Below are 17,533 nucleotides of genomic sequence, written 5' to 3'. Positions count from 1 at the left end.
GCGTGGGGGAGGAGTTGAGCGGCGAGGGCATGGCCGACCTCGTGGTAGGCGGTGACCTTGCGGTCGGCTTCGCGGACCACCAGGCTGCGCCGTTCCGGTCCCATCAACACCCGGTCGCGCGCCTCCTCCACATCCCGCATCACGATCCGCACCCGCCCCGCCCGTGCTGCTCCCAGCGCCGCCTCATTCAGCAGATTCTCCAGGTCCGCACCGACCATCCCCGCCGTTCTTCTGGCAATGATGCCCAGATCAACGGAAGGATCGAGCGGTTTCTTGCGGGCATGAATGCGCAGGATCATTTCTCTGCCCCGCACATCCGGCGCGTCCACCACCACTTGACGGTCGAACCGTCCGGGACGCAGCAAAGCTGCGTCCAACACATCGGGTCGATTGGTGGCGGCCAGGATGATCACTTCCTGCCCGCTGCCAAACCCATCCATCTCCACCAGCAGTTGGTTGAGGGTCTGTTCGCGTTCGTCGTTGCCGCCTTGCAGATTCACCCCACGCTTGCGGCCCACCGCATCGATCTCGTCGATGAAGACGATGCAGGGCGCGCTCTTGCGCGCCTGCTCGAACAGGTCCCGCACCCGCGCCGCGCCCACCCCCACGAACATCTCCACAAAGTCACTGCCACTGATGGAGAAGTAGGGCACTTTGGCCTCTCCGGCCACCGCCTTGGCGAGCAAGGTCTTGCCACTGCCGGGAGGGCCGACCAGTAAGACACCGTGGGGGATGCGGGCACCGAGTTGGTGGTAGCGCTCGGGGTGACGCAGGAAGTCCACCACTTCTTGCAGGTCCTGCTTGGCCTCGTCACACCCCGCCACGTCCTGAAAGGTCAGCTTCACCTGCCCTTCGGCGATCACCGCCGCTTTCGACTTCCCGAAATTACTGGCGGCATCGGTGCCGCCCCCCTGGCGGTTGCGGAACAGCAGCAGCAGCAGGCCGACAATGAGAAGCCCCGTCAGCAGGCCGCTGAACAGGGCGAGGAAGCTCAGGCGGGCGGGTTGCACGTAGGTGACGCTGACCCCCGCCGCCTGTAGCCGGTTTAGGGCGATGACCGGGTCGGCGGCGAGGGTGCGGACGCTGTAATCCTGACTGTCCTTGAGCTTGCCGCTCAGCACGGCCGTGTTGTTCTCGAACTGCACGTTGGCGCTCTGCACCTGCCCCGAGCGCAGGGCACTGGTAAAGTCGGTCAGCGACAGTTCCCCGCCGCGTGCGCGCGGGCTGGCCGCGTTGATCAGGAGGAGCAGCACGACCACGGCGGCGGCCAGGCCCCAGCCCCAAGTCGCACGGCTCACGTGTCGTTCCCCCGGTGTTGCCCCCGTCTGGCGGACGTCATGCCCCAGTGTATGTCTGCCAGGGGCGGGAACTCTGGAACTCTGGTGGCGATCTGGGTGGAGACCAGGGCGGCGAGGACGGCCACTCTCTCCCCTCTTGACCCAGACTTAAACCTGAGTCTATTGCACTCAAGTCTATTGACTATTCCTAACTGTGGGCTTATGATGGGTCTTGTTTCAGGACTGCTCCTCACGCAGGCGCAGCATCCCCACCACTCAAGGAGTCAAACATGCCCAAAGCCGTCGGAATCGACCTCGGTACCACCAACAGCGTCATCGCCGTGATGGAAGGCGGACGCCCGGAAGTCATCGTCAACGCGGAAGGAGCCCGCACCACCCCCTCGGTCGTCGCGTACAAGGGCGACGAGCGCCTCGTCGGACAGATCGCCCGCCGTCAGGCCGCGCTGAACCCCAAGGCGACCCTCTTTGAGGTCAAGCGCTTCATCGGCCGCCGCTGGGACGAGGTGCGTGAGGAAGCTGGCCGCGCGCCCTTCACCGTCAAGGAAGGCCCCGGTGGGTCCGTCCGCATTGAGGTGAACGGCAAGGACCTCGCGCCCGAGCAGGTCAGCGCCGAGGTGCTGCGCAAGCTGGTGAACGACGCCTCCGCCAAGCTGGGGGACAAGATCAAGGACGTGGTCATCACGGTGCCCGCGTACTTCGACAACTCGCAGCGCGAGGCCACCAAGCAGGCCGGTGAGATCGCGGGCCTGAACGTGCTGCGCGTGATCAACGAGCCCACTGCCGCCGCGCTCGCGTACGGCCTGGAGAAGAAGGGCAACGAGACCGTGCTCGTCTTCGACCTAGGCGGCGGCACCTTCGACGTGACCATCCTGGAGCTGGGTGAGGGCGTCTTCGAGGTAAAGTCCACCTCCGGCGACACGCACCTGGGCGGCGCGGACTTCGACCAGCGCATCGTGAACTGGCTCGCCTCCGAGTTCCAGAAGGAGCACAACTTCGACCTCCGCAAGGACCCGCAGGCCCTCCAGCGCCTGATCGAGGCTGCCGAGAAGGCGAAGATCGAGCTGTCCAACGCTTCCGAGACCACCATCAGCCTCCCCTTCATCACCTTCGACCCCGAGACGCGCACCCCGCTGCACCTGGAGCGGACGCTGAGCCGCGCCAAGTTCGAGGAGCTGACCGCCGACCTGCTGCGCCGCGTGCGCCAGCCCGTCGAGCAGGCCCTCGCGGACGCCAAGCTGAACGCCTCGCAGATCGACGAGGTGATCCTGGTCGGCGGCTCCACCCGCATCCCCGCCGTCAAGCGCATCGTGCAGGACATCATCGGCAAGACGCCGAACGAGTCGGTGAACCCCGACGAGGCCGTGGCGCTGGGCGCCGCCGTGCAGGCGGGCATCATCCAGGGAGACGCGAGCCTGGGCGACATCGTGCTGGTCGACGTGACGCCGCTGACGCTGGGCGTGGAGGTCAAGGGCGGCATGGTCGCGCCGATGATCACCCGCAACACGACCGTCCCGGCCAAGAAGACCGAGATCTACACGACCGCCGAGAACAACCAGCCCGGCGTGGAGATCGTGGTCCTGCAGGGCGAGCGCCCCATGGCCGCCGACAACAAGAGCCTGGGCCGCTTCAAGCTCGAAGGCATTCCGCCCATGCCCGCCGGTCGCCCGCAGATCGAGGTGACCTTCGACATCGACGCGAACGGCATCCTGCACGTGACCGCGAAGGAGAAGACGAGCGGCAAGGAAGCCTCCATCCGCATCGAGAACACCACCACGCTCGACAAGGGTGACGTGGACCGCATGGTGCGCGAGGCCGAGCAGAACGCCGAGGCCGACAAGAAGCGCCGCGAGAAGGTCGAGAAGCGCAACAACCTCGACTCGCTGCGTGTGCAGGCGCTGGCCCAGATCGACGAGAACGCGAATGCCCCGCAGGACGCCAAGGACCAGCTGAAGGCCGCCGCCGCCGAGGCCGAGGAGGCCGTTCGCAGCGACGACGACGCCCGGATCGAGAGCGCCCAGAAGCGGCTGGAGGAGGAACTGCGCGCCTTCATGACCGCCGGGCAGGGAGGCGGGCAGGGACCTCAGGACGGCCAGGGCGGACAGCCCCAGGCCAGCCGCCAGGACGACGACGTGATCGACGCGGACTTCAAGCCCGCCGAGTAATCGTCCGATCCAAACAGACTTCCAAGGGGAGAGGACGGCCACCGTGCCCCCTCTCCCCTATCTTCAAGCCATGTTTCGCAGGAGAAGTACGCCCATGACCCAGGACGACCAGACCAAGAACCAGAACGAGCAGGCCACCCAGGACACCCACACGGCCCAGGCCGAGCAGACCTACGTCGCCAACCCGGACACCGAGACCGACAACATGGACGAGGACGCCGAGCTGGAGGGCTTCCCCGGCATGGACGAGAACATGTTCGGGCAGGTGCAGGAGATGATGGCCCGCCTGGAACGCGCGGAGGAGCTGGAGCGCGAGAACACGGACCTCAAGGGCAAGCTGGGTCGCCTCGCCGCCGACTTCGAGAGCTACCGCCGCCGCACCCAGGAGGACGTGCAGGCCGCGCAGCAACAGGGCGTAGCGAAGGCCGCCGAGCAGCTCATGCCCGTGTACGACGACCTCGACCGCGCGGTGAGCATGGGGAGCAACGACCCCGCCAAGCTGATTCCCGGTGTGCAGGCCGTGCAGGCGACCGTGCTGCGCGTCTTCTCCGGCCTGGGTCTGGAGGCAACCGGACGCGAGGGCGAACACTTCGACCCCCAGTGGCACGAGGCGTTGCAAGTGGTGCCCGGCGACGAGGACGACGTGATCGTGCAGGTCTACCAGCCCGGCTTTCGCATGGGGGACCGCCTGGTGCGCCCGGCCCGCGTGGTGGTGAGCAGGCGGCAGTAAAGGGTGAACCGTCGGGGGTTAGGAGTTAGGCGAGTGACCTGATTCCTAACCCCTGCCTCTCAAACCCTTCCAAGGAGCAACCATGGCCTACAAGGATTACTACGACGTATTGGGCGTCAACCGCGGCGCTTCGGACGCCGATATTAAAAGCGCATACCGCAAGCTCGCCAAGCAGTTTCACCCCGACAAGAACCAGGGCGACGAGAAGGCCGCCGACAAGTTCAAGGAGATCGGCGAGGCCTACGCCGTCCTCAGTGACCCCGAAAAGCGCAAGGTGTACGACCAGTTCGGGCATACCGGGCAGGTCCCGCCGGGCTACGGGGGCGGTACGGGAGACTTCCAGGGCGGCGACTTCGGGGGCTTCGACCCCTCTCAATTCAGCGACTTCTTCCAGGGCCTCTTCGGCATGGGGGGGCGGCGCGGAGCTGGCTTCCAGGGGGGCGGCGGGAGCTTCTCGGGCGGGCAGGTGAACCTGGAAGACCTGCTGGGCGGCCTGGGCGGCACCCAGGGGAGGCGCTTCGTGCAGAACGTGGAGGGCGAACTCCAAGTCACCTTGCAGGAAGCCTTCACCGGTTCCGACGAGGTGATCAACGTGGACGGCAAACGCCTGAGCCTACGTGTTCCGGCGGGCACCCGTGACGGCAGTCGCCTGCGCCTCGCCGGGCAGGCTCCGGGAGGTGGCGACGTCCTGCTCACCATCCGCGTGCTGGAGGATGCCCGCTTCGACCTCGACGGGGAAGACCTGATCACGACGGTGGACGTGCCCGCCCCGGTCGCCGCGCTTGGCGGCAACGTCACCGTGCAGACGCTGGGCGGCAGCGGCAACCTCACCATTCCGGCGGGCAGCAGCGGTGGGCGCCGGATGCGGCTGCGCGGGCAGGGCTGGCCCAAGAAGGACGGCACGCGCGGCGACCTGTACGTGCGGCTCAACCTCACGGTTCCGGGCGGGCTGACCGACGAGGAAAAGGAGCTGTACCGCAAGCTGCGCGACCTGCGGAAGTAAAGCGGTGAAAGAGTGGGACTGCCTCCAGCACGGGGGCGGTCCTTTTCTATTTGGAATGTTGGCTGTCGTAATCCTGCCGCGCAGTGAGGACAGCGGGCATGTGGTCCTGCGCCCAGAGGCCGAGGTCGGTGACAATCCGGTTCAGGCTCTCTCCCAGTGGGCTGAGCCGGTACTCCGTGCGGGGCGGCACGACGGGGTACGCCCTGCGCTCCACCAAGCCGTTGCGCTCCAGCTCACGCAGGGTCTGGGTGAGCATCTTCTGCGAGATGCCGCCGACGCTCTGTTCCAGCTCGCTGTAGCGCAGCGTCCTCCCGCCCAGGGCGTACAACACGAGAACACTCCACTTCCCCGCCACCATCTCCAGAACGCGGTGGCTGGGGCAGTGCTGACTCAGCACGTTGAGCGGTTGCGCCGTCATTCTTCCTCTATACCACGCTGCCACCTCTAACGCACCAAAAGGTAGGTACTTTACGAAGTACACTGCTTGGACGTATGGTGTCCCTATCCGGCCCCGAGGCCGCGAAAGGAGTCGTATGAAGGTTCTCGTCACCACCCCCAACGGCAAGGTCGGCCAGGAGGTCGTTCGTCAACTTCAGGAGCGCGGCGTGGAGGTCCGCGTCGGGGCGCACACCGTGGACAAGGCACGGCAGGCTTTTCCGGGTGCGGAGGTCGTGCGGTTCGACTACGCGGACGAGGCGAGCGTGAGGGAAGCCCTGCAGGGCGTGGACGCCGTGTACCTTGCCTCTCCCGGCGACATGCCTGCCGAACCTGTCAAGCGGGTGGTGGACCTGGCGCGGGAGGCGGGCGTGGGGCGCATCGTGCGGCTGAGCGCGATGGGAGTGGAGCACAGCGAGAACCCGCTGCGCGAGGTCGAGCGGCACATTGAGGCCTCGGGGCTGGCGTGGACCTTCCTGCGGCCCTCGTGGTTCATGCAGAACTACGCCACGATGAACGCGGACATGATTCGCGGCGGCACGCTCTACGAGCCCTCCGGAGACGCGAGGACGAGCTTCGTGGACGCGCGGGACATCGCCGCGATGGCGGTCGCCGCCCTGACCGAGGAGGGGCACGCGGGTCAGGCGTACACCATCACGGGGGGCGAGGCCCTCAGCCGCGACGAGGTGGTGGCCGCCATCTCGGACGCGACGGGCAAGAGCGTGAAGTACGTGCCCATCAGCGATGAAGACCTCGGCCAGGCGATGCGGGCCCAGGGAGCCCCCGAGGCCTATGTGGGCCTGATGACCGCCCTCTACCAGGCCGTACGCGCGGGACACTCGGCGCAGGTGACGGACGACGTGCGGCGGGTCACGGGCCGCGATCCCACCCCTTTCGAGCAGTTCGCGCGTGACCACGCGGATGTGTGGCGAGCGAGCTGAAGCGCAGTTGATTTGGGGCGGGGGCATCATTGCGACGACACTCTGCTCTCCCACACGGCAGACGAAAGGGGCCACCTCCAAGCCCAGGAGGTGGCCCCTTTCGTCTGCCCCTAGCTGTTGTGGTTCTCGCTGGGCACGCTGACGCCCTTGAGGGCCCCCTCGTCGGCGTCGCCGTTCGCCCGCACGGCGAGGTCACCGAGGCTGACGATCCCCACGACCTTCCCGTTCTCGGTGACGGGGATGCGGCGCACCTGCTGGCGCCCCATCTCATCGGCGGCGTCCTCCACGCTGGTGTTCGCGTCCAGGGTGAACACGTCCCCCGTCGTGTAGTCGGTCACAGGTGTGCCGGAGTCGTGCCCGTAGGCGACCGCCCGGACCACGATGTCGCGGTCGGTGATGATGCCCGTGGGGCGGTCATTCTCCATCACGAGCACGGCGCCGATATCCTGCTCCAGCATCAGCGTGGCGACCTCCTGAAGGGTGGCCTGCGGGTCCACGGTCACAGGATTGGAAGTCATGATGTCTCGTAGCGTTGGCATGGCTCAACCGTACTCGCCCCGCCGCCAGCCTCAGTGGGAAGTGGGTAAAGGCACACAAAGAGAGGGGGGAAGGCCCGACCCTGCGAGCCTCCCTCTCATTTTCTGATCGCTGACGACTGCCTGCTTACTTCATCAGCCAGTCGAACGCCGTCTTCATCAGCGCATTGCGGCTGTTCGGCGACAGGCCCTCCAGCCCGAAGCCCATGTTGACCGTGCGGTACTTGCCCGCGTCGTTGGCGACGATGGCCCCAGCGTTCTCGTTCGCGTTCTGCGCGGTGACGCGGCGGCGCTGGGTGGGCTGCTGGCCGCCGAGCACCTGGTTCAGAATCGAGCCGATCACGTTCGCCGCCAGGCGCTCGACCAGACCGCGGGGGTCCTCGACCTTCTGCTCGGCGCGGCCCTTGTTGGGGTCCACCCGGATGCTTTGCGCGGTGATCGTGCCCGCGTTGGCGTTCGCGGTGCCCCAGGAGGCGACGACCGAGCTGCCGTTCAGGTCGGCGATCACGTCGGGGTAGAACTGGTCCTTCGCGCTGCCGTCGGCGTTCAAGGTGAAGGCGGTGTTGCCGAAGGCCCCGCGGGTCACGAACTTCGCGTTGCCCGAGCTGTCGGCCACGAAGCGGGTCTTGAGGGTGTCGCGGTAGAAGTCGCTCGTGCCGATGTCGTAGCCGATGTCCTGGCCGGTCACGAGCAGGCTGCCGCCGCCCGCGAGATACTGCCGCAGCGTGTTCTGGTCCTGCCCGGTAATGGTGTTCTGGTACTGCTCGCCGGTCGCCCAGATCACGATGTCAGAGCGCTGCATCTCGCTGAGGGGCACCGGGCCCTGGGTCTGCACGTTCCACACAAAGGCCCCGCCGGAGGCCGCGTTCGCCTTGATCGCGTCGCGCAGCGCGTTCGTCACGTCCGCGCCCTGGCCCATGTCGTCGTCCACGAGGAGGACCGTGGGCTTCTTGCTGCTCGTGGGCGGCTTGGGCGCGGGGCTGGGCGCCGGGGCGGGCGCGGGCTGACCGGCGACCGACTTGATGAAGCAGCCCTTCTTCTGGCCGTAGGCGGGGTCGGAGCCCCACTCCTGAACCGTGCAGTTGAAGCCGTCGGTGCCCACGCCGGTCAGGTACTTGCCCGCCGTGCCAAAGGCCGCGTCGCGCTTGCCCTCGAACTTGCAGACCTGGCCTTCCACGGCGCAGAGCGTGTACCCCGCCGGGCCGGTGGGTTGCGGAGAGGGCGCGGGCTGAGGTTGTGGCTGCGGTTGGGGTTGTGGCTGCGGCTGTGGTTGAGGCTGTGGCTGGGGTTGAGGTTGTGGCTGCGGAGTAGGCGGCTTGCTGCCCTGATCCCCGCCCAGGTTGACGCCCAGCTTGCCCATCGCGCCGGGCAAGCTGATCAGGCCGTAGCCGACGTTGTTGTTCTTGCTGCCCGCGTTGCTGGCGCTGGAGTACAGCGCGTTCTTGACTGCGTCCACGCTCGTGCCGGGCTTGGCCGAGAGCAGCAGGGCGACCGCGCCCGCCGCGATGGGGCTTGCCTGGGAGCTGCCGCTGAGCGCCCCGTACTGCCCGTTGGGAAAGGAACTCGTGATGGCGACACCCGGCGCCGCGATGTCGGGCTTCACGAAGACACCGTTGATCTGGCCCTGCCACGCGACCGGCCCGCGGCTGCTGAAGCTGGCGACCTGCCCGTTCTGGTCCACCGCGCCCACCCCGATGGCGTCGGGGAGGTTGCCGGGGCTGCCCGTGGTCGAGGAGCCCGGCCCGAAGTTACCGATGGCAAAGACCGGCACCACGCCCGCCTTGATCATGTTCTGCACCGGCACGATGAACTCGTCGTACGTGCCCGGAATGCCCAAGCTCATGTTCACCACGTCGGCGCCGTCGTCGGTGTCCGCGTTGTTGTCGGGATCGAGGACGTACTGCATCCCCGCGATGACCTGGGCGAAGGTGCCCTCGTTGTTGGGCAGCACCAGGGCGCTGATGAGCTTCGCGTTCGGCGCCACGCCCACGCTGTCGCCGACAAGCAGGCCCGCCGTGTGGGTCCCGTGGTTGGAGGTGTCGTGGGCACTGCTCTGGACCTTGTCGCCGTCGGCGTTGAACTCGGCGAAGGCCGCCACCTTGCCCGCCAGCTCCTTGTGGTTCGCGTCGATGCCGCTGTCCAGGTGCCCGATGCGAATATTCTGGCCGCGGAAGCCCGCCGCCCACGCCTGGGGCGCCCCGATCTTCTGCAGGTGCCAGGGGGTACCCGAGGGTGCGCTGGCTGCGCTGAGGGCGGCGGCGCGCGGAATCTGCACCTTGAAGTTCTCGAAGATCTCGGCCACGAAGGGCAGGGTCGCCAGCACCCGCGCCTGCACCGGGGTCATGGGCAGGTACACGCTCTGGTCCAGCCAGAGCTGGGTGGCCCGGCCCGAGTTCAGCGCCTGGTTCACGAAGCCTGCGGCGGGGCCGAGCTGCTTGATGCGCGCGGAGAGTTGCTGACGCGCGGTCTTGAACAGCGCCCGGCCGCGTTCGGTGTTGGTGAACTTGAAGCGCACGATCACGCCGACCGTGCTCTGGTCGCCGCGCTTGGCCCGCTCCAACAGGGTCGGGGACAGGCTTCCCGCGCTCGCCACCGACGCGCTCCCCAGCGTAAGCGCCGCGCCCAGCAGCAGGCTACATTTGGTCTTCTTCATGCCTCGCAGGGTAGCGGCCCCGCTGTGACGCCCCCTGAAGCCCACGTGAGGAAGCCTTGAGGTGGGGTCAGGGGCGCGTCAGCCTGGAAAGGGCGGAAAAAGGTGCCCATCGGGAGGACAGACCAGCGGGCCGGAGGTGAAGGAGGTGCGCCTCAGCGGCTGTAGCGCAGGATGACGGGGCCGTCGCCCTCGCTGATGCGGCCGTGCAGGATGCTGGTGCGGGAGTAACTCAGGATGACCTGGCTTCCGGGCAGTTGCAGCAGTTGCAGTTGGCCGTCCAGGGCGTTCTGGGTGGCGGGGTTGGTTCCCTTCACCGACCACACGAAGCCGCCCCGGATGTCGATGCTCCGGTCGGGCGCCGTGCTCGCGGTTACCAGGCGGGGTTTGCCGGTAAACCCCTCCGGCGTCCGGAGTTCCCCCGTGACCAGGTCGAGCGTGAGCCCGCGCAGGACCCCCCTCAAGCCGGGCACATCCCCGAATTTCAACCGGTTGCCCTCGCGGGTTACGGGCAGCTTCAGGCTCCGGCCGCTGGGCGTCAGGACGGGCTGGAACACCAGGTACTGCTGGAACTCCTCACGGCTGATGTTGAGCCGCTCGTCGTAGGCCGGGCGGTCCCCCTTCTGCACGCTCGCCATCACGGCGCTCAGGGCCTCACGGCTGCCCCCCGCAATGGTGACGCGCTGCTGAAGCCCGACCAACGCCAGGCTGGGCCGCTGCTCCATAAGCTGCACGACCTGGCCCGGCTTGGGCGCCAGGCCCGCGAGCTTTGCCTGCCAGGCGGCGGGCAGGGCGGGCAGAGACGGTATGGTGGTGCCCGCCGCCTCCACCGGACGGCCCGTCACCGCGGCTCCGCCAAGGGTGATGAGGGTCAGGAGGGAGACGCGCAGGGCCTTCATGGCGAACGTGAGCATACGGCGGCCGGGTGAGAATTCCCCGTGCCGCCGCTGACTGGAACTGAGAAAAAGGGGGGTGGACCCCGCCCGACCTACGCCTGGCCCACGCTCCCCAGCACCCGCATCTTGTGCTCGATGATCTGGCTCATCAGGTCGCGCGCCGGGCCGAAGAGCTTGCGCGGATCGAACTCCTTGGGGGTTTTCTGCAGCACCTCGCGCACGGCGACCGTCAGGGCAAGACGCAGATCCGTGTCCACGTTCACCTTGGCGATCCCGTGCTGTGCCGCCTGCTGGAGGTCCTCGTCCGCGATTCCGGCCGCGTCGCCGATCTCGCCGCCCGCGTCACGAAAACGCTGGACGATCTCGGCGGGCACCCCGCTGGAGCCGTGCGCCACGAGCGGGATGGAGACGAGCTGGCTGATGCGCTCGATGCGCGCCTGATCAATGAAGGGGCGGCCCTTGCCCTTGTACGCCCCGTGGCTGGTGCCGATGGCGATGGCGAGATAATCGGTGCCCGTCTGCTCGACGAACTGCACCGCCTCCTCCGGGTCGGTCAGGAAGGCGTCCTTCTCATCCACGACGATGTGTTCCTCGATGCCGCCCAGGCGCCCGAGTTCAGACTCGACCGAGATGCCCATCGCGTGGGCGGCCTCGACCACCCGGCGCGTCTCGTGGACGTTCTCCTCGAAGGGATGGTGCGAGGCGTCGATCATCACCGAGGTGAAGCCCATCTTGATCGCGCGCAGGACGCTCTCGTAGGAAGAACCGTGGTCGAGGTGCAGGGCGACGGGCACGCTGGCGCGCTCGGCAAGGTCGATGACGATGTGCGCGAGGTCCTGCCCGCCGTACTTGATCGCCCCCTCGCTCATCTGCACCATGACCGGCGAGCGCAGCCGCTCGGCGGTGTGGATGATCGCCTGGGTCATCTCCATGTTGTTGGTGTTGAACGAGCCGACGGCGTACTTGCCCGCGCGGGCGGGAACCAGGATGTCGTTACCGGTGACGAGCATGGGTGAAGCCTCCTTTGACGGGCTCCACTCTACCCGGCCTTTCCCCCTTTCGGGCCGGGTCGGTTATCCCGGACGCGGCGGGAGGGCGCCGGGCAGGAACGGTAGGATGGGGGCATGACCCTTTCCCCCGCCCCCACCCTGCCCCCGGTGGACCTCAGCGCGCGCCTTGCCGACCGCGCGCGGCGCATGAACGCGAGCGCCATCCGCGAAATCCTCAAGGTCACCCAGCAGCCTGACGTGATCTCCTTTGCGGGTGGCCTCCCCGCCCCGGAACTCTTCCCCATCGAGGACGTGCGCCGGGCGACCGACACTGTGCTGACGAAGTACGGCCCCGCCGCCCTGCAGTACTCCACGACGGAGGGGCACCCCCCCCTGCGCGAGTGGATCGCCACCCGCGCCGGGATCACGCCCGCGAACGTCCAGATCGTGACCGGGAGCCAGCAGGGCCTCGACCTCCTCGGCAAGGTGCTCATCAACGAGGGGGACGTGGTGCTCGTCGAGAGCCCCACGTACCTGGGCGCCCTCCAGTCTTTCCAGCCCTACGGGCCGCGCTACGTGCAGCTTCCCACCGACGACCACGGCATTGACACGGACGCGCTGGAGGACGTGCTGAGGGCGAACCCCGCCAAGCTGCTGTATGCCATCCCCAACTTCCAGAACCCCACCGGGCGGACCCTGAGCCTGGTGCGCCGCCGCCGCCTGCTCGAACTCACGGCCCAGTACGGCGTGCTGGTGATCGAGGACGACCCCTACGGCAAGCTACGCTTCCGCGGCGAGGAGCTGCCCGGCCTGTACGACCTCGCGCTGGAGATGGTGGGCGGCGACCCCGAGCGCAGCCACGTGATCTACTCCAGCTCCTTTTCCAAGACGCTCGTGCCCGGCCTGCGCGACGCCTGGGTGCAGGCGGCCCGGCCCATCATCGGCAAGCTGGTGCAGGCCAAGCAGGGCGCCGACCTCCACACGCCGACCCTGAACCAGATGATCGTTACCGAACTCGTCCACGACGTGTTGCCGCGCCAGATCGAGGTCGTGAAGCGGGCCTACGGCGAGCGGGCGCAGGACATGGTGGCCCGCCTGCGCGAGTACTTTCCCGAAGGCGTGAGCTTTACCACCCCCGAGGGCGGCATGTTCCTGTGGGTCACGCTGCCGGAGGGAATCGACACCACGCCCCTGCTCGCCAAGGCTGTGGAGCGCAAGGTGGCCTTCGTGCCCGGTAGCCCCTTCTTCGCGCTCGGCGGCGGTGAGAACACCATGCGCCTGAGCTATTCGAGCGCCACGCCGGAGCAGATCGACACGGGGATTCGGGCTCTGGCGGGGACGATCCGGGAAGCGCTGGGCTGAGAGTTCAGAGGGAAGGAGGGGCGTGCGGGACTGAGGTTCTGGCCGCCCCTTCTCCGTCATTTCACCCATGTTCGTTTTCCGGGGAGCTGCCACACTGCTCCCTATGAATCCTGCGAGCGAGTGGCGCCGGGATATTGCCGTCGGCGTGGCCCAGATCTATGCGCGCAATCCCAACGTCGTCGCTGTCATTCTCGGGGGGAGCTCGGCGCGGGGCCACGCCGACCGCTTCTCCGACATTGAACTCGGCGTCTTCTGGGAGGCCGAGCCCAGTGAGGTCGAGCGGGCTGCCATTGTTCAAGGCGTCTGGGGCGACCAGCATCAGCTCTACCCCCATGAGGGAGACACCTGGGAAGACACCTTTTTCATGGGCCGCGCTGCATTGGAGGCAGAGAAGAGTGGCGTTCTGACAGAGGTGGTGAACATGCGTGCACGTGCTGCCGAGCGGACGCTGGACGATGTGCTCCTCACCTTCGACACCGACGAGGGCAAACACAACCTCGTCGCCGCTCTGTTGGATGGGGTGCCACTCCACGGGAAGGACCTTCTCATGGGGTGGCAGGCACGAGCCGTGGCGTATCCGGATGACCTCGTCCGGGCTATGGTGAGACGCTACGCCCCCATTGACCACTTCTGGCGCTGGGAGATGTACCTGGCACGTGGGGAGAACCTGTGGGGACTGCACCAGCACTTCGGCTGGGTGCAGCGTCGACTCTTGCACGTTCTGATGGCCGTCAACCGCGTGTACTTCTTCAGTTTCAAGTGGCTGGACGTGGTGTTGGAACGGCTTTTGATCGCGCCGAAGAATTTTGCCGAGCGCTTCAAGTGGGTGGACCGACTCCCGCCGAAGGAGGCCGCCAACGAGCTGTCGCGGCTGGTGGACGAGGTCTATGACCTGCTGGAGCGGCACGTCCCCGGGATGACCCCCGCCGATGTCGCCCGGCTGCGCCATTTCTTCCACTACCGCCGTCCCCTGTGGGAGGAGCGGCCGCCCTTTTGATCACCGGAGCTCCCCGCGCTCTATCATCCTCCCCGATGACTTCTGAGGCCCCCCTGGGCGTATTCGACAGCGGCGTGGGCGGCCTGAGCGTCCTGGCCGAGCTGCGCAGGGCTATGCCCCGCGAACGTTTTCTGTACCTCGCCGACACGGCGCATGTGCCCATCGGGGCCCGGCCGGACGAGGAGATTCGGGACCTTACCGGCCGGGCGGTAGCGGCGCTGCACGCGCGGGGCGCCAAGGGCGTGGTCGTGGCCTGCAATACGGCCTCGGCCTTCAGCCTGCACCCCCTGCGTGAGCGGTACGGCCCGGCCTTCCCCGTGATTGGCCTGGTGCCCGCCGTCAAACCTGCCGTCGCCGCCACCCGTTCCGGCGTGGTGGGTGTGTTGGCGACGCCGGGCACCCTGCGCGGCACCCTGCTCAGGGACGTGATCCGCAAGTTCGCCGAGCCCGCCGGGGTCCAGGTCCTCACCGCCGTGAGCGCGGAACTCGTGCCGCTGGTGGAGGCGGGGCAGGCGTGCAGTGAACAGGCGCGGGCCGTGCTGCGGGAAGTGTTGACACCCCTGTCGAAGGCTGGAGCGGATCAGCTCGTGCTGGGTTGCACCCACTATCCCTTTCTGGCGGGCAGCATTCACGCCGAGTTCGGGGACACCTTCAACCTGGTGGACAGCGGTTCGGCGGTCGCCCGGCATACGCAGAACGTGCTGGAGACGGCTGGACTGCTGCGGCAGGGGGAAGGGGAAGGTGAGGTCGCGTATCTCGTGACGGGTGACCCGGAGGCCACGCGTCCCGTGGTCGCCACCCTCACGGGCGGGCAGAATGTCACGGTGCAGCAGGTGACCACGTGACCCTCCCCCCCAGAACCGACCGGGATGTCCTGACCGCCCGACCCCTCGACGTTCGTCGTGGGGTCAACCCGCACGCCCCCGGCAGCGCCCACTTGCGGCTGGGCCGCACCGAAATCCTGGCGACCGTCAGTGTGGAGGACAAACCCGCCCCCCACATGCGCGGCAAGAAGGAGGGCTGGCTGACCGCCGAGTACGCCATGCTGCCGCGGGCTACGACTGACCGCCAGGCACGCGAGCGCAACCTCCAGAACGGCCGCCGCCACGAGATCCAGCGCCTGCTGGGCCGGGCGTTCCGGGCGACCGTCGACCTGCGTCACTTCCGGGGCCAGACCCTCTACGTGGACTGCGACGTTCTGGTGGCCGACGGCGGCACCCGGGTCGCCAGCGTTCTAGCGGGATATGCGGCCCTGCACGACTTCGCCGACCGCCTGATTCAGTCCGGCAAGCTCAGCGAGTGGCCCCTGCTCCACGCCGTCGGGGCGGCGAGCGTGGGCCTTATCGGCGACGAGGTGCGGGTGGACCTCGATTACGCCGAGGACCGGGTCGCCCGCGCCGACCTTAATGTGGTCGCCACCGACGCGGGCCTCCTCATTGAGGCCCAGGGCGGCGCCGAGGAGGGTCCCATTTCCAGCACCGAGTATGTGCGGCTGCTCACGGTGGGGGTGGAGGCGGTGGGCATCCTGCTGCGGGAATTGCACCGGCAGTTGTAGGGGGCCGCCTCCTCCGGTGCGGTACACTTCCCCCACCGGAGGAGGCTGGCATGAGTGTGACGGGATTTATCGGGCGGGCGCTGCTCGCAAGCATCTTTATCAAGAACGGCCTGGATCACCTTCAGAACCCCGAACCCATCGTGCGCGCGGCGAAGGGGGCCGAGATTCCGGCGCCTGAACTGGCCGTTAAGGTCAACAGCGGGGTGATGGTGGGGGCGGGGACACTGCTCGCCCTGGGAATCGCACCGGGCCTGAGCAGCACCGCCCTGGCCGTCAGCCTCATCCCCACGACCGTCATCGGGCACCCCTTCTGGGACCGGCAGGGCAAGGAGCGCCAGCACCAGCAGACGCACTTCATGAAGAACTTGGCCCTCTTCGGGGCGCTTCTCGCCGTCGGCAGCCGCAAGGGTTAAAGGCGGGTGGGGAAGCCCGGGCGGTCCTCCTCACCTGGGGCCGGGAAGATGAACCATGACCGACCGGAAAACAGGAGAGAACGCCGCCCTCAGCGATGAAGCGCAGAACGAAGTGGTCGAGGAAACCATGCAGGGCGGCGAGGGTGAGATGGACGCCAACGGGCTGGGCAAGAACTTCGACCGCGAGGAAAAACTCGGCGAGTTGCGCGAGAACCTTCAGGGCATGGTGAATGCAGGGGAAGGCGCGCCGGACCAATCCTGACCATCAGAACAGGAGCGCCACCCGGGCCTGCGGAAAAGCCCGGGTGGCGCCACCATTGGAGTCGGCCCGTCAAAGCTCCAGGCCACCCGGCGTTGGTTGAACTGCTGGAATAGCCGTCACCAGCACCTCGTACTTGCCCGTCACGAAGACTTTGAAGCCGTGTTTCTGGAGACCTCTCCGAGCCGCGGCCACATCCGCCACGAGCAGGCTCAGGTCGGGCCGGGCGTAGTTGCGCATGCGGGCGCCGTAGCTGAGAAAGCCGTCCCGGTAGCGGGCATTCGGAAAACCCAGGACCAGGCCGCCACCGGGCGTCAGATGTTCACGGCGCACGGCACGCAGCAGCGCGTCCTGCTGCACGCCGGGACTCTGGAGCAGGCTCAGGGCGAGCACGAGGTCGAAACGGCCGAGGTCCGGCACCGGGAGCGTATTCACATCCAGCACGCGAAACGTTGCGTCGGGCAAACGTGCCTGGGCCTCTGCCAGCGCCGTCTCATCCAGATCGATGCCGACCACATCGAAAGTCCGGTTTGGGAAGGCCAACGGCAGGGCGTCCAGCTCGCATCCAGTGTTGACGCCCAGGACGAGCATGCGCCCACCCGATGGGGGGTTGACGCGCCGCAGTCCCTCTACCAACGTGAACAGGAAAACTGGGTCCTCCAGCTTGTTCACCCGGCTCCAGTCGCCGTCACTCCCATAGCCCGCCGCGTCGGGTGCGGGCATAGCAGCGTAGGCGAGAAGCCGCACCCGCACCCGCCCTTCCCCCACCCGCTCGGGGGTAAGTAGGTGCGCCCCCAGCAGATCGGCGAGGTCCGACCAAGCTTGCCAGGGGCGATGAATTCCCCGGGGCGTATGCTCACCTGCGTAAAGCCCCACACCCGCGTCCGGGTCAAGAATCGTAAAGGCCGCTTCCCCTGCGGCCATGAGTGCAACACGCACAGCAGGGAGAATGACGCTCAGGGGCTCGAAAGTGAAGTGGAGACCGGGCACAACCGGCGTACTCTAACGCACCGCAGTAGGTCCAAACTAAAGAGCGGCGACCAGAACAAGAAAACCCCCCACCGCTGATCAGGGTGGGGGGAGGGATGGAGCGGGAGACGAGATTCGAACTCGCGACATCTACCTTGGCAAGGTAGTGCTCTACCAGCTGAGCTACTCCCGCAATGAAAAAACCCCCGCGCTGACCGACTTTTCCGGGACCCTGCGGTCCGAGTAGCATAGGCGCAGCCGTGTTTCACGACCCAGTTCGGCATGGGATGGGGTGGTTCCGCGGCGCTGTGGGCACGGGGGTATCTGCTGTTGTCATG

Annotated in this window: 17 protein-coding genes, 1 tRNA gene and 1 rRNA gene; 10 read left to right on the top strand and 9 right to left on the bottom strand. The window is 67.3% G+C overall.

What is annotated here, in order from left to right:
* Nucleotides 1-1,298 (bottom strand): ATP-dependent zinc metalloprotease FtsH (ftsH, locus tag F784_RS24245; RefSeq protein WP_019588769.1); only part of this gene is annotated, 1,298 nt, incomplete at its 3' end.
* Nucleotides 1,299-1,567: 269 nt separating this feature from the next.
* On the opposite strand from ftsH, the gene dnaK reads away from it, so the two are divergent.
* The 3 genes from dnaK to F784_RS0121490 all read left to right on the top strand — a co-directional run bounded on the left by dnaK (nucleotide 1,568) and on the right by F784_RS0121490 (nucleotide 5,193).
* Nucleotides 1,568-3,460: a molecular chaperone DnaK gene (dnaK, locus tag F784_RS0121500; protein WP_019588768.1), complete on the top strand. Its 1,893-nt coding sequence runs from the start codon at nucleotides 1,568-1,570 to the stop codon at nucleotides 3,458-3,460.
* A 94-nt stretch (nucleotides 3,461-3,554) separates the two neighbouring features.
* Nucleotides 3,555-4,190 (top strand): nucleotide exchange factor GrpE, encoded by a 636-nt coding sequence (locus tag F784_RS0121495; RefSeq protein WP_019588767.1) that lies wholly within the window; start codon nucleotides 3,555-3,557, stop codon nucleotides 4,188-4,190.
* Between the two features lie 82 nt (nucleotides 4,191-4,272).
* On the top strand, nucleotides 4,273-5,193 hold the full coding sequence (locus tag F784_RS0121490; protein WP_019588766.1) for a DnaJ C-terminal domain-containing protein: 921 nt from the start codon (nucleotides 4,273-4,275) through the stop codon (nucleotides 5,191-5,193).
* A gap of 46 nt (nucleotides 5,194-5,239) precedes the next feature.
* Here F784_RS0121490 and F784_RS0121485 read toward each other — a convergent pair whose 3' ends face one another.
* Nucleotides 5,240-5,611 (bottom strand): winged helix-turn-helix transcriptional regulator, encoded by a 372-nt coding sequence (locus F784_RS0121485; RefSeq protein ID WP_019588765.1) that lies wholly within the window; start codon nucleotides 5,609-5,611, stop codon nucleotides 5,240-5,242.
* A 115-nt stretch (nucleotides 5,612-5,726) separates the two neighbouring features.
* Between F784_RS0121485 and F784_RS0121480 the strand changes: the two genes are divergently transcribed.
* Nucleotides 5,727-6,569: an SDR family oxidoreductase gene (locus F784_RS0121480; RefSeq protein ID WP_019588764.1), complete on the top strand. Its 843-nt coding sequence runs from the start codon at nucleotides 5,727-5,729 to the stop codon at nucleotides 6,567-6,569.
* Nucleotides 6,570-6,679: 110 nt separating this feature from the next.
* On the opposite strand, the gene F784_RS0121475 is transcribed toward F784_RS0121480, so the two are convergent.
* From F784_RS0121475 to fba, 4 genes are all read right to left on the bottom strand, one after another.
* Nucleotides 6,680-7,108 carry a CBS domain-containing protein gene (locus F784_RS0121475; protein ID WP_026332641.1) on the bottom strand — a complete coding sequence of 143 codons (429 nt, stop codon included), beginning with the start codon at nucleotides 7,106-7,108 and terminating at the stop codon, nucleotides 6,680-6,682.
* Between the two features lie 124 nt (nucleotides 7,109-7,232).
* The gene (locus F784_RS0121470) at nucleotides 7,233-9,758 is read right to left on the bottom strand and encodes a S8 family peptidase (RefSeq protein WP_019588762.1); all 2,526 of its coding nucleotides are present in this window, start codon (nucleotides 9,756-9,758) and stop codon (nucleotides 7,233-7,235) included.
* A 152-nt stretch (nucleotides 9,759-9,910) separates the two neighbouring features.
* Nucleotides 9,911-10,654: a hypothetical protein gene (locus F784_RS0121465; RefSeq protein WP_245558009.1), complete on the bottom strand. Its 744-nt coding sequence runs from the start codon at nucleotides 10,652-10,654 to the stop codon at nucleotides 9,911-9,913.
* 89 nt (nucleotides 10,655-10,743) lie between these two features.
* Complete coding sequence (fba, locus tag F784_RS0121460; RefSeq protein WP_019588760.1) at nucleotides 10,744-11,661, bottom strand: class II fructose-1,6-bisphosphate aldolase; 918 nt, start codon at nucleotides 11,659-11,661, stop codon at nucleotides 10,744-10,746.
* 114 nt (nucleotides 11,662-11,775) lie between these two features.
* On the opposite strand from fba, the gene F784_RS0121455 reads away from it, so the two are divergent.
* From F784_RS0121455 to F784_RS24240, 6 genes are all read left to right on the top strand, one after another.
* The gene (locus F784_RS0121455; RefSeq protein WP_019588759.1) at nucleotides 11,776-13,002 is read left to right on the top strand and encodes an aminotransferase-like domain-containing protein; all 1,227 of its coding nucleotides are present in this window, start codon (nucleotides 11,776-11,778) and stop codon (nucleotides 13,000-13,002) included.
* A gap of 103 nt (nucleotides 13,003-13,105) precedes the next feature.
* Nucleotides 13,106-13,999: a nucleotidyltransferase domain-containing protein gene (locus F784_RS0121450; protein WP_026332640.1), complete on the top strand. Its 894-nt coding sequence runs from the start codon at nucleotides 13,106-13,108 to the stop codon at nucleotides 13,997-13,999.
* Nucleotides 14,000-14,034: 35 nt separating this feature from the next.
* The gene (gene murI / locus F784_RS0121445) at nucleotides 14,035-14,844 is read left to right on the top strand and encodes a glutamate racemase (RefSeq protein ID WP_019588757.1); all 810 of its coding nucleotides are present in this window, start codon (nucleotides 14,035-14,037) and stop codon (nucleotides 14,842-14,844) included.
* Nucleotides 14,841-15,554, top strand: coding sequence for a ribonuclease PH (gene rph / locus F784_RS0121440; RefSeq protein ID WP_019588756.1), 714 nt, complete (start codon nucleotides 14,841-14,843; stop codon nucleotides 15,552-15,554). The genes murI and rph overlap by 4 nt, the downstream gene beginning before the upstream one ends.
* Before the next feature lie 50 nt (nucleotides 15,555-15,604).
* Nucleotides 15,605-15,967, top strand: a complete 363-nt coding sequence (locus F784_RS0121435) for a DoxX family protein (RefSeq protein WP_019588755.1) — start codon at nucleotides 15,605-15,607, stop codon at nucleotides 15,965-15,967.
* A gap of 55 nt (nucleotides 15,968-16,022) precedes the next feature.
* Entirely contained in the window at nucleotides 16,023-16,229 is a 207-nt protein-coding gene (locus tag F784_RS24240; protein ID WP_019588754.1) for a hypothetical protein, read from the top strand.
* 69 nt (nucleotides 16,230-16,298) lie between these two features.
* Here the strand turns inward: F784_RS24240 and F784_RS0121425 are convergent, their stop codons facing one another.
* From F784_RS0121425 to rrf, 3 genes are all read right to left on the bottom strand, one after another.
* Nucleotides 16,299-17,165, bottom strand: a complete 867-nt coding sequence (locus F784_RS0121425) for a class I SAM-dependent methyltransferase (RefSeq protein ID WP_245558007.1) — start codon at nucleotides 17,163-17,165, stop codon at nucleotides 16,299-16,301.
* Nucleotides 17,166-17,312: 147 nt separating this feature from the next.
* Nucleotides 17,313-17,388 (bottom strand) — tRNA-Gly (locus tag F784_RS0121420).
* A 10-nt stretch (nucleotides 17,389-17,398) separates the two neighbouring features.
* Nucleotides 17,399-17,515 (bottom strand): 5S ribosomal RNA (gene rrf / locus F784_RS0121415).
* Between the last annotated feature and the right edge of the window lie 18 nt (nucleotides 17,516-17,533).

This window comes from Deinococcus apachensis DSM 19763 (assembly GCF_000381345.1).
In the GTDB taxonomy this organism is placed as follows: Bacteria; Deinococcota; Deinococci; order Deinococcales; family Deinococcaceae; genus Deinococcus; species Deinococcus apachensis.
Note: the sequence above shows the minus strand (reverse complement) of the source record. Positions and strands in the feature narration are given on the sequence as shown.

Coding starts and splice junctions, on each gene's coding strand:
- dnaK (WP_019588768.1), top strand. CDS start 1,568: ATGCCCAAAGCCGTCGGAATCGACCTCGGTACCACCAACAGCGTCATC.
- F784_RS0121495 (WP_019588767.1), top strand. CDS start 3,555: ATGACCCAGGACGACCAGACCAAGAACCAGAACGAGCAGGCCACCCAG.
- F784_RS0121490 (WP_019588766.1), top strand. CDS start 4,273: ATGGCCTACAAGGATTACTACGACGTATTGGGCGTCAACCGCGGCGCT.
- F784_RS0121485 (WP_019588765.1), bottom strand. CDS start 5,611: ATGACGGCGCAACCGCTCAACGTGCTGAGTCAGCACTGCCCCAGCCAC.
- F784_RS0121480 (WP_019588764.1), top strand. CDS start 5,727: ATGAAGGTTCTCGTCACCACCCCCAACGGCAAGGTCGGCCAGGAGGTC.
- F784_RS0121475 (WP_026332641.1), bottom strand. CDS start 7,108: ATGCCAACGCTACGAGACATCATGACTTCCAATCCTGTGACCGTGGAC.
- F784_RS0121470 (WP_019588762.1), bottom strand. CDS start 9,758: ATGAAGAAGACCAAATGTAGCCTGCTGCTGGGCGCGGCGCTTACGCTG.
- F784_RS0121465 (WP_245558009.1), bottom strand. CDS start 10,654: ATGAAGGCCCTGCGCGTCTCCCTCCTGACCCTCATCACCCTTGGCGGA.
- fba (WP_019588760.1), bottom strand. CDS start 11,661: ATGCTCGTCACCGGTAACGACATCCTGGTTCCCGCCCGCGCGGGCAAG.
- F784_RS0121455 (WP_019588759.1), top strand. CDS start 11,776: ATGACCCTTTCCCCCGCCCCCACCCTGCCCCCGGTGGACCTCAGCGCG.
- F784_RS0121450 (WP_026332640.1), top strand. CDS start 13,106: ATGAATCCTGCGAGCGAGTGGCGCCGGGATATTGCCGTCGGCGTGGCC.
- murI (WP_019588757.1), top strand. CDS start 14,035: ATGACTTCTGAGGCCCCCCTGGGCGTATTCGACAGCGGCGTGGGCGGC.
- F784_RS0121435 (WP_019588755.1), top strand. CDS start 15,605: ATGAGTGTGACGGGATTTATCGGGCGGGCGCTGCTCGCAAGCATCTTT.
- F784_RS24240 (WP_019588754.1), top strand. CDS start 16,023: ATGACCGACCGGAAAACAGGAGAGAACGCCGCCCTCAGCGATGAAGCG.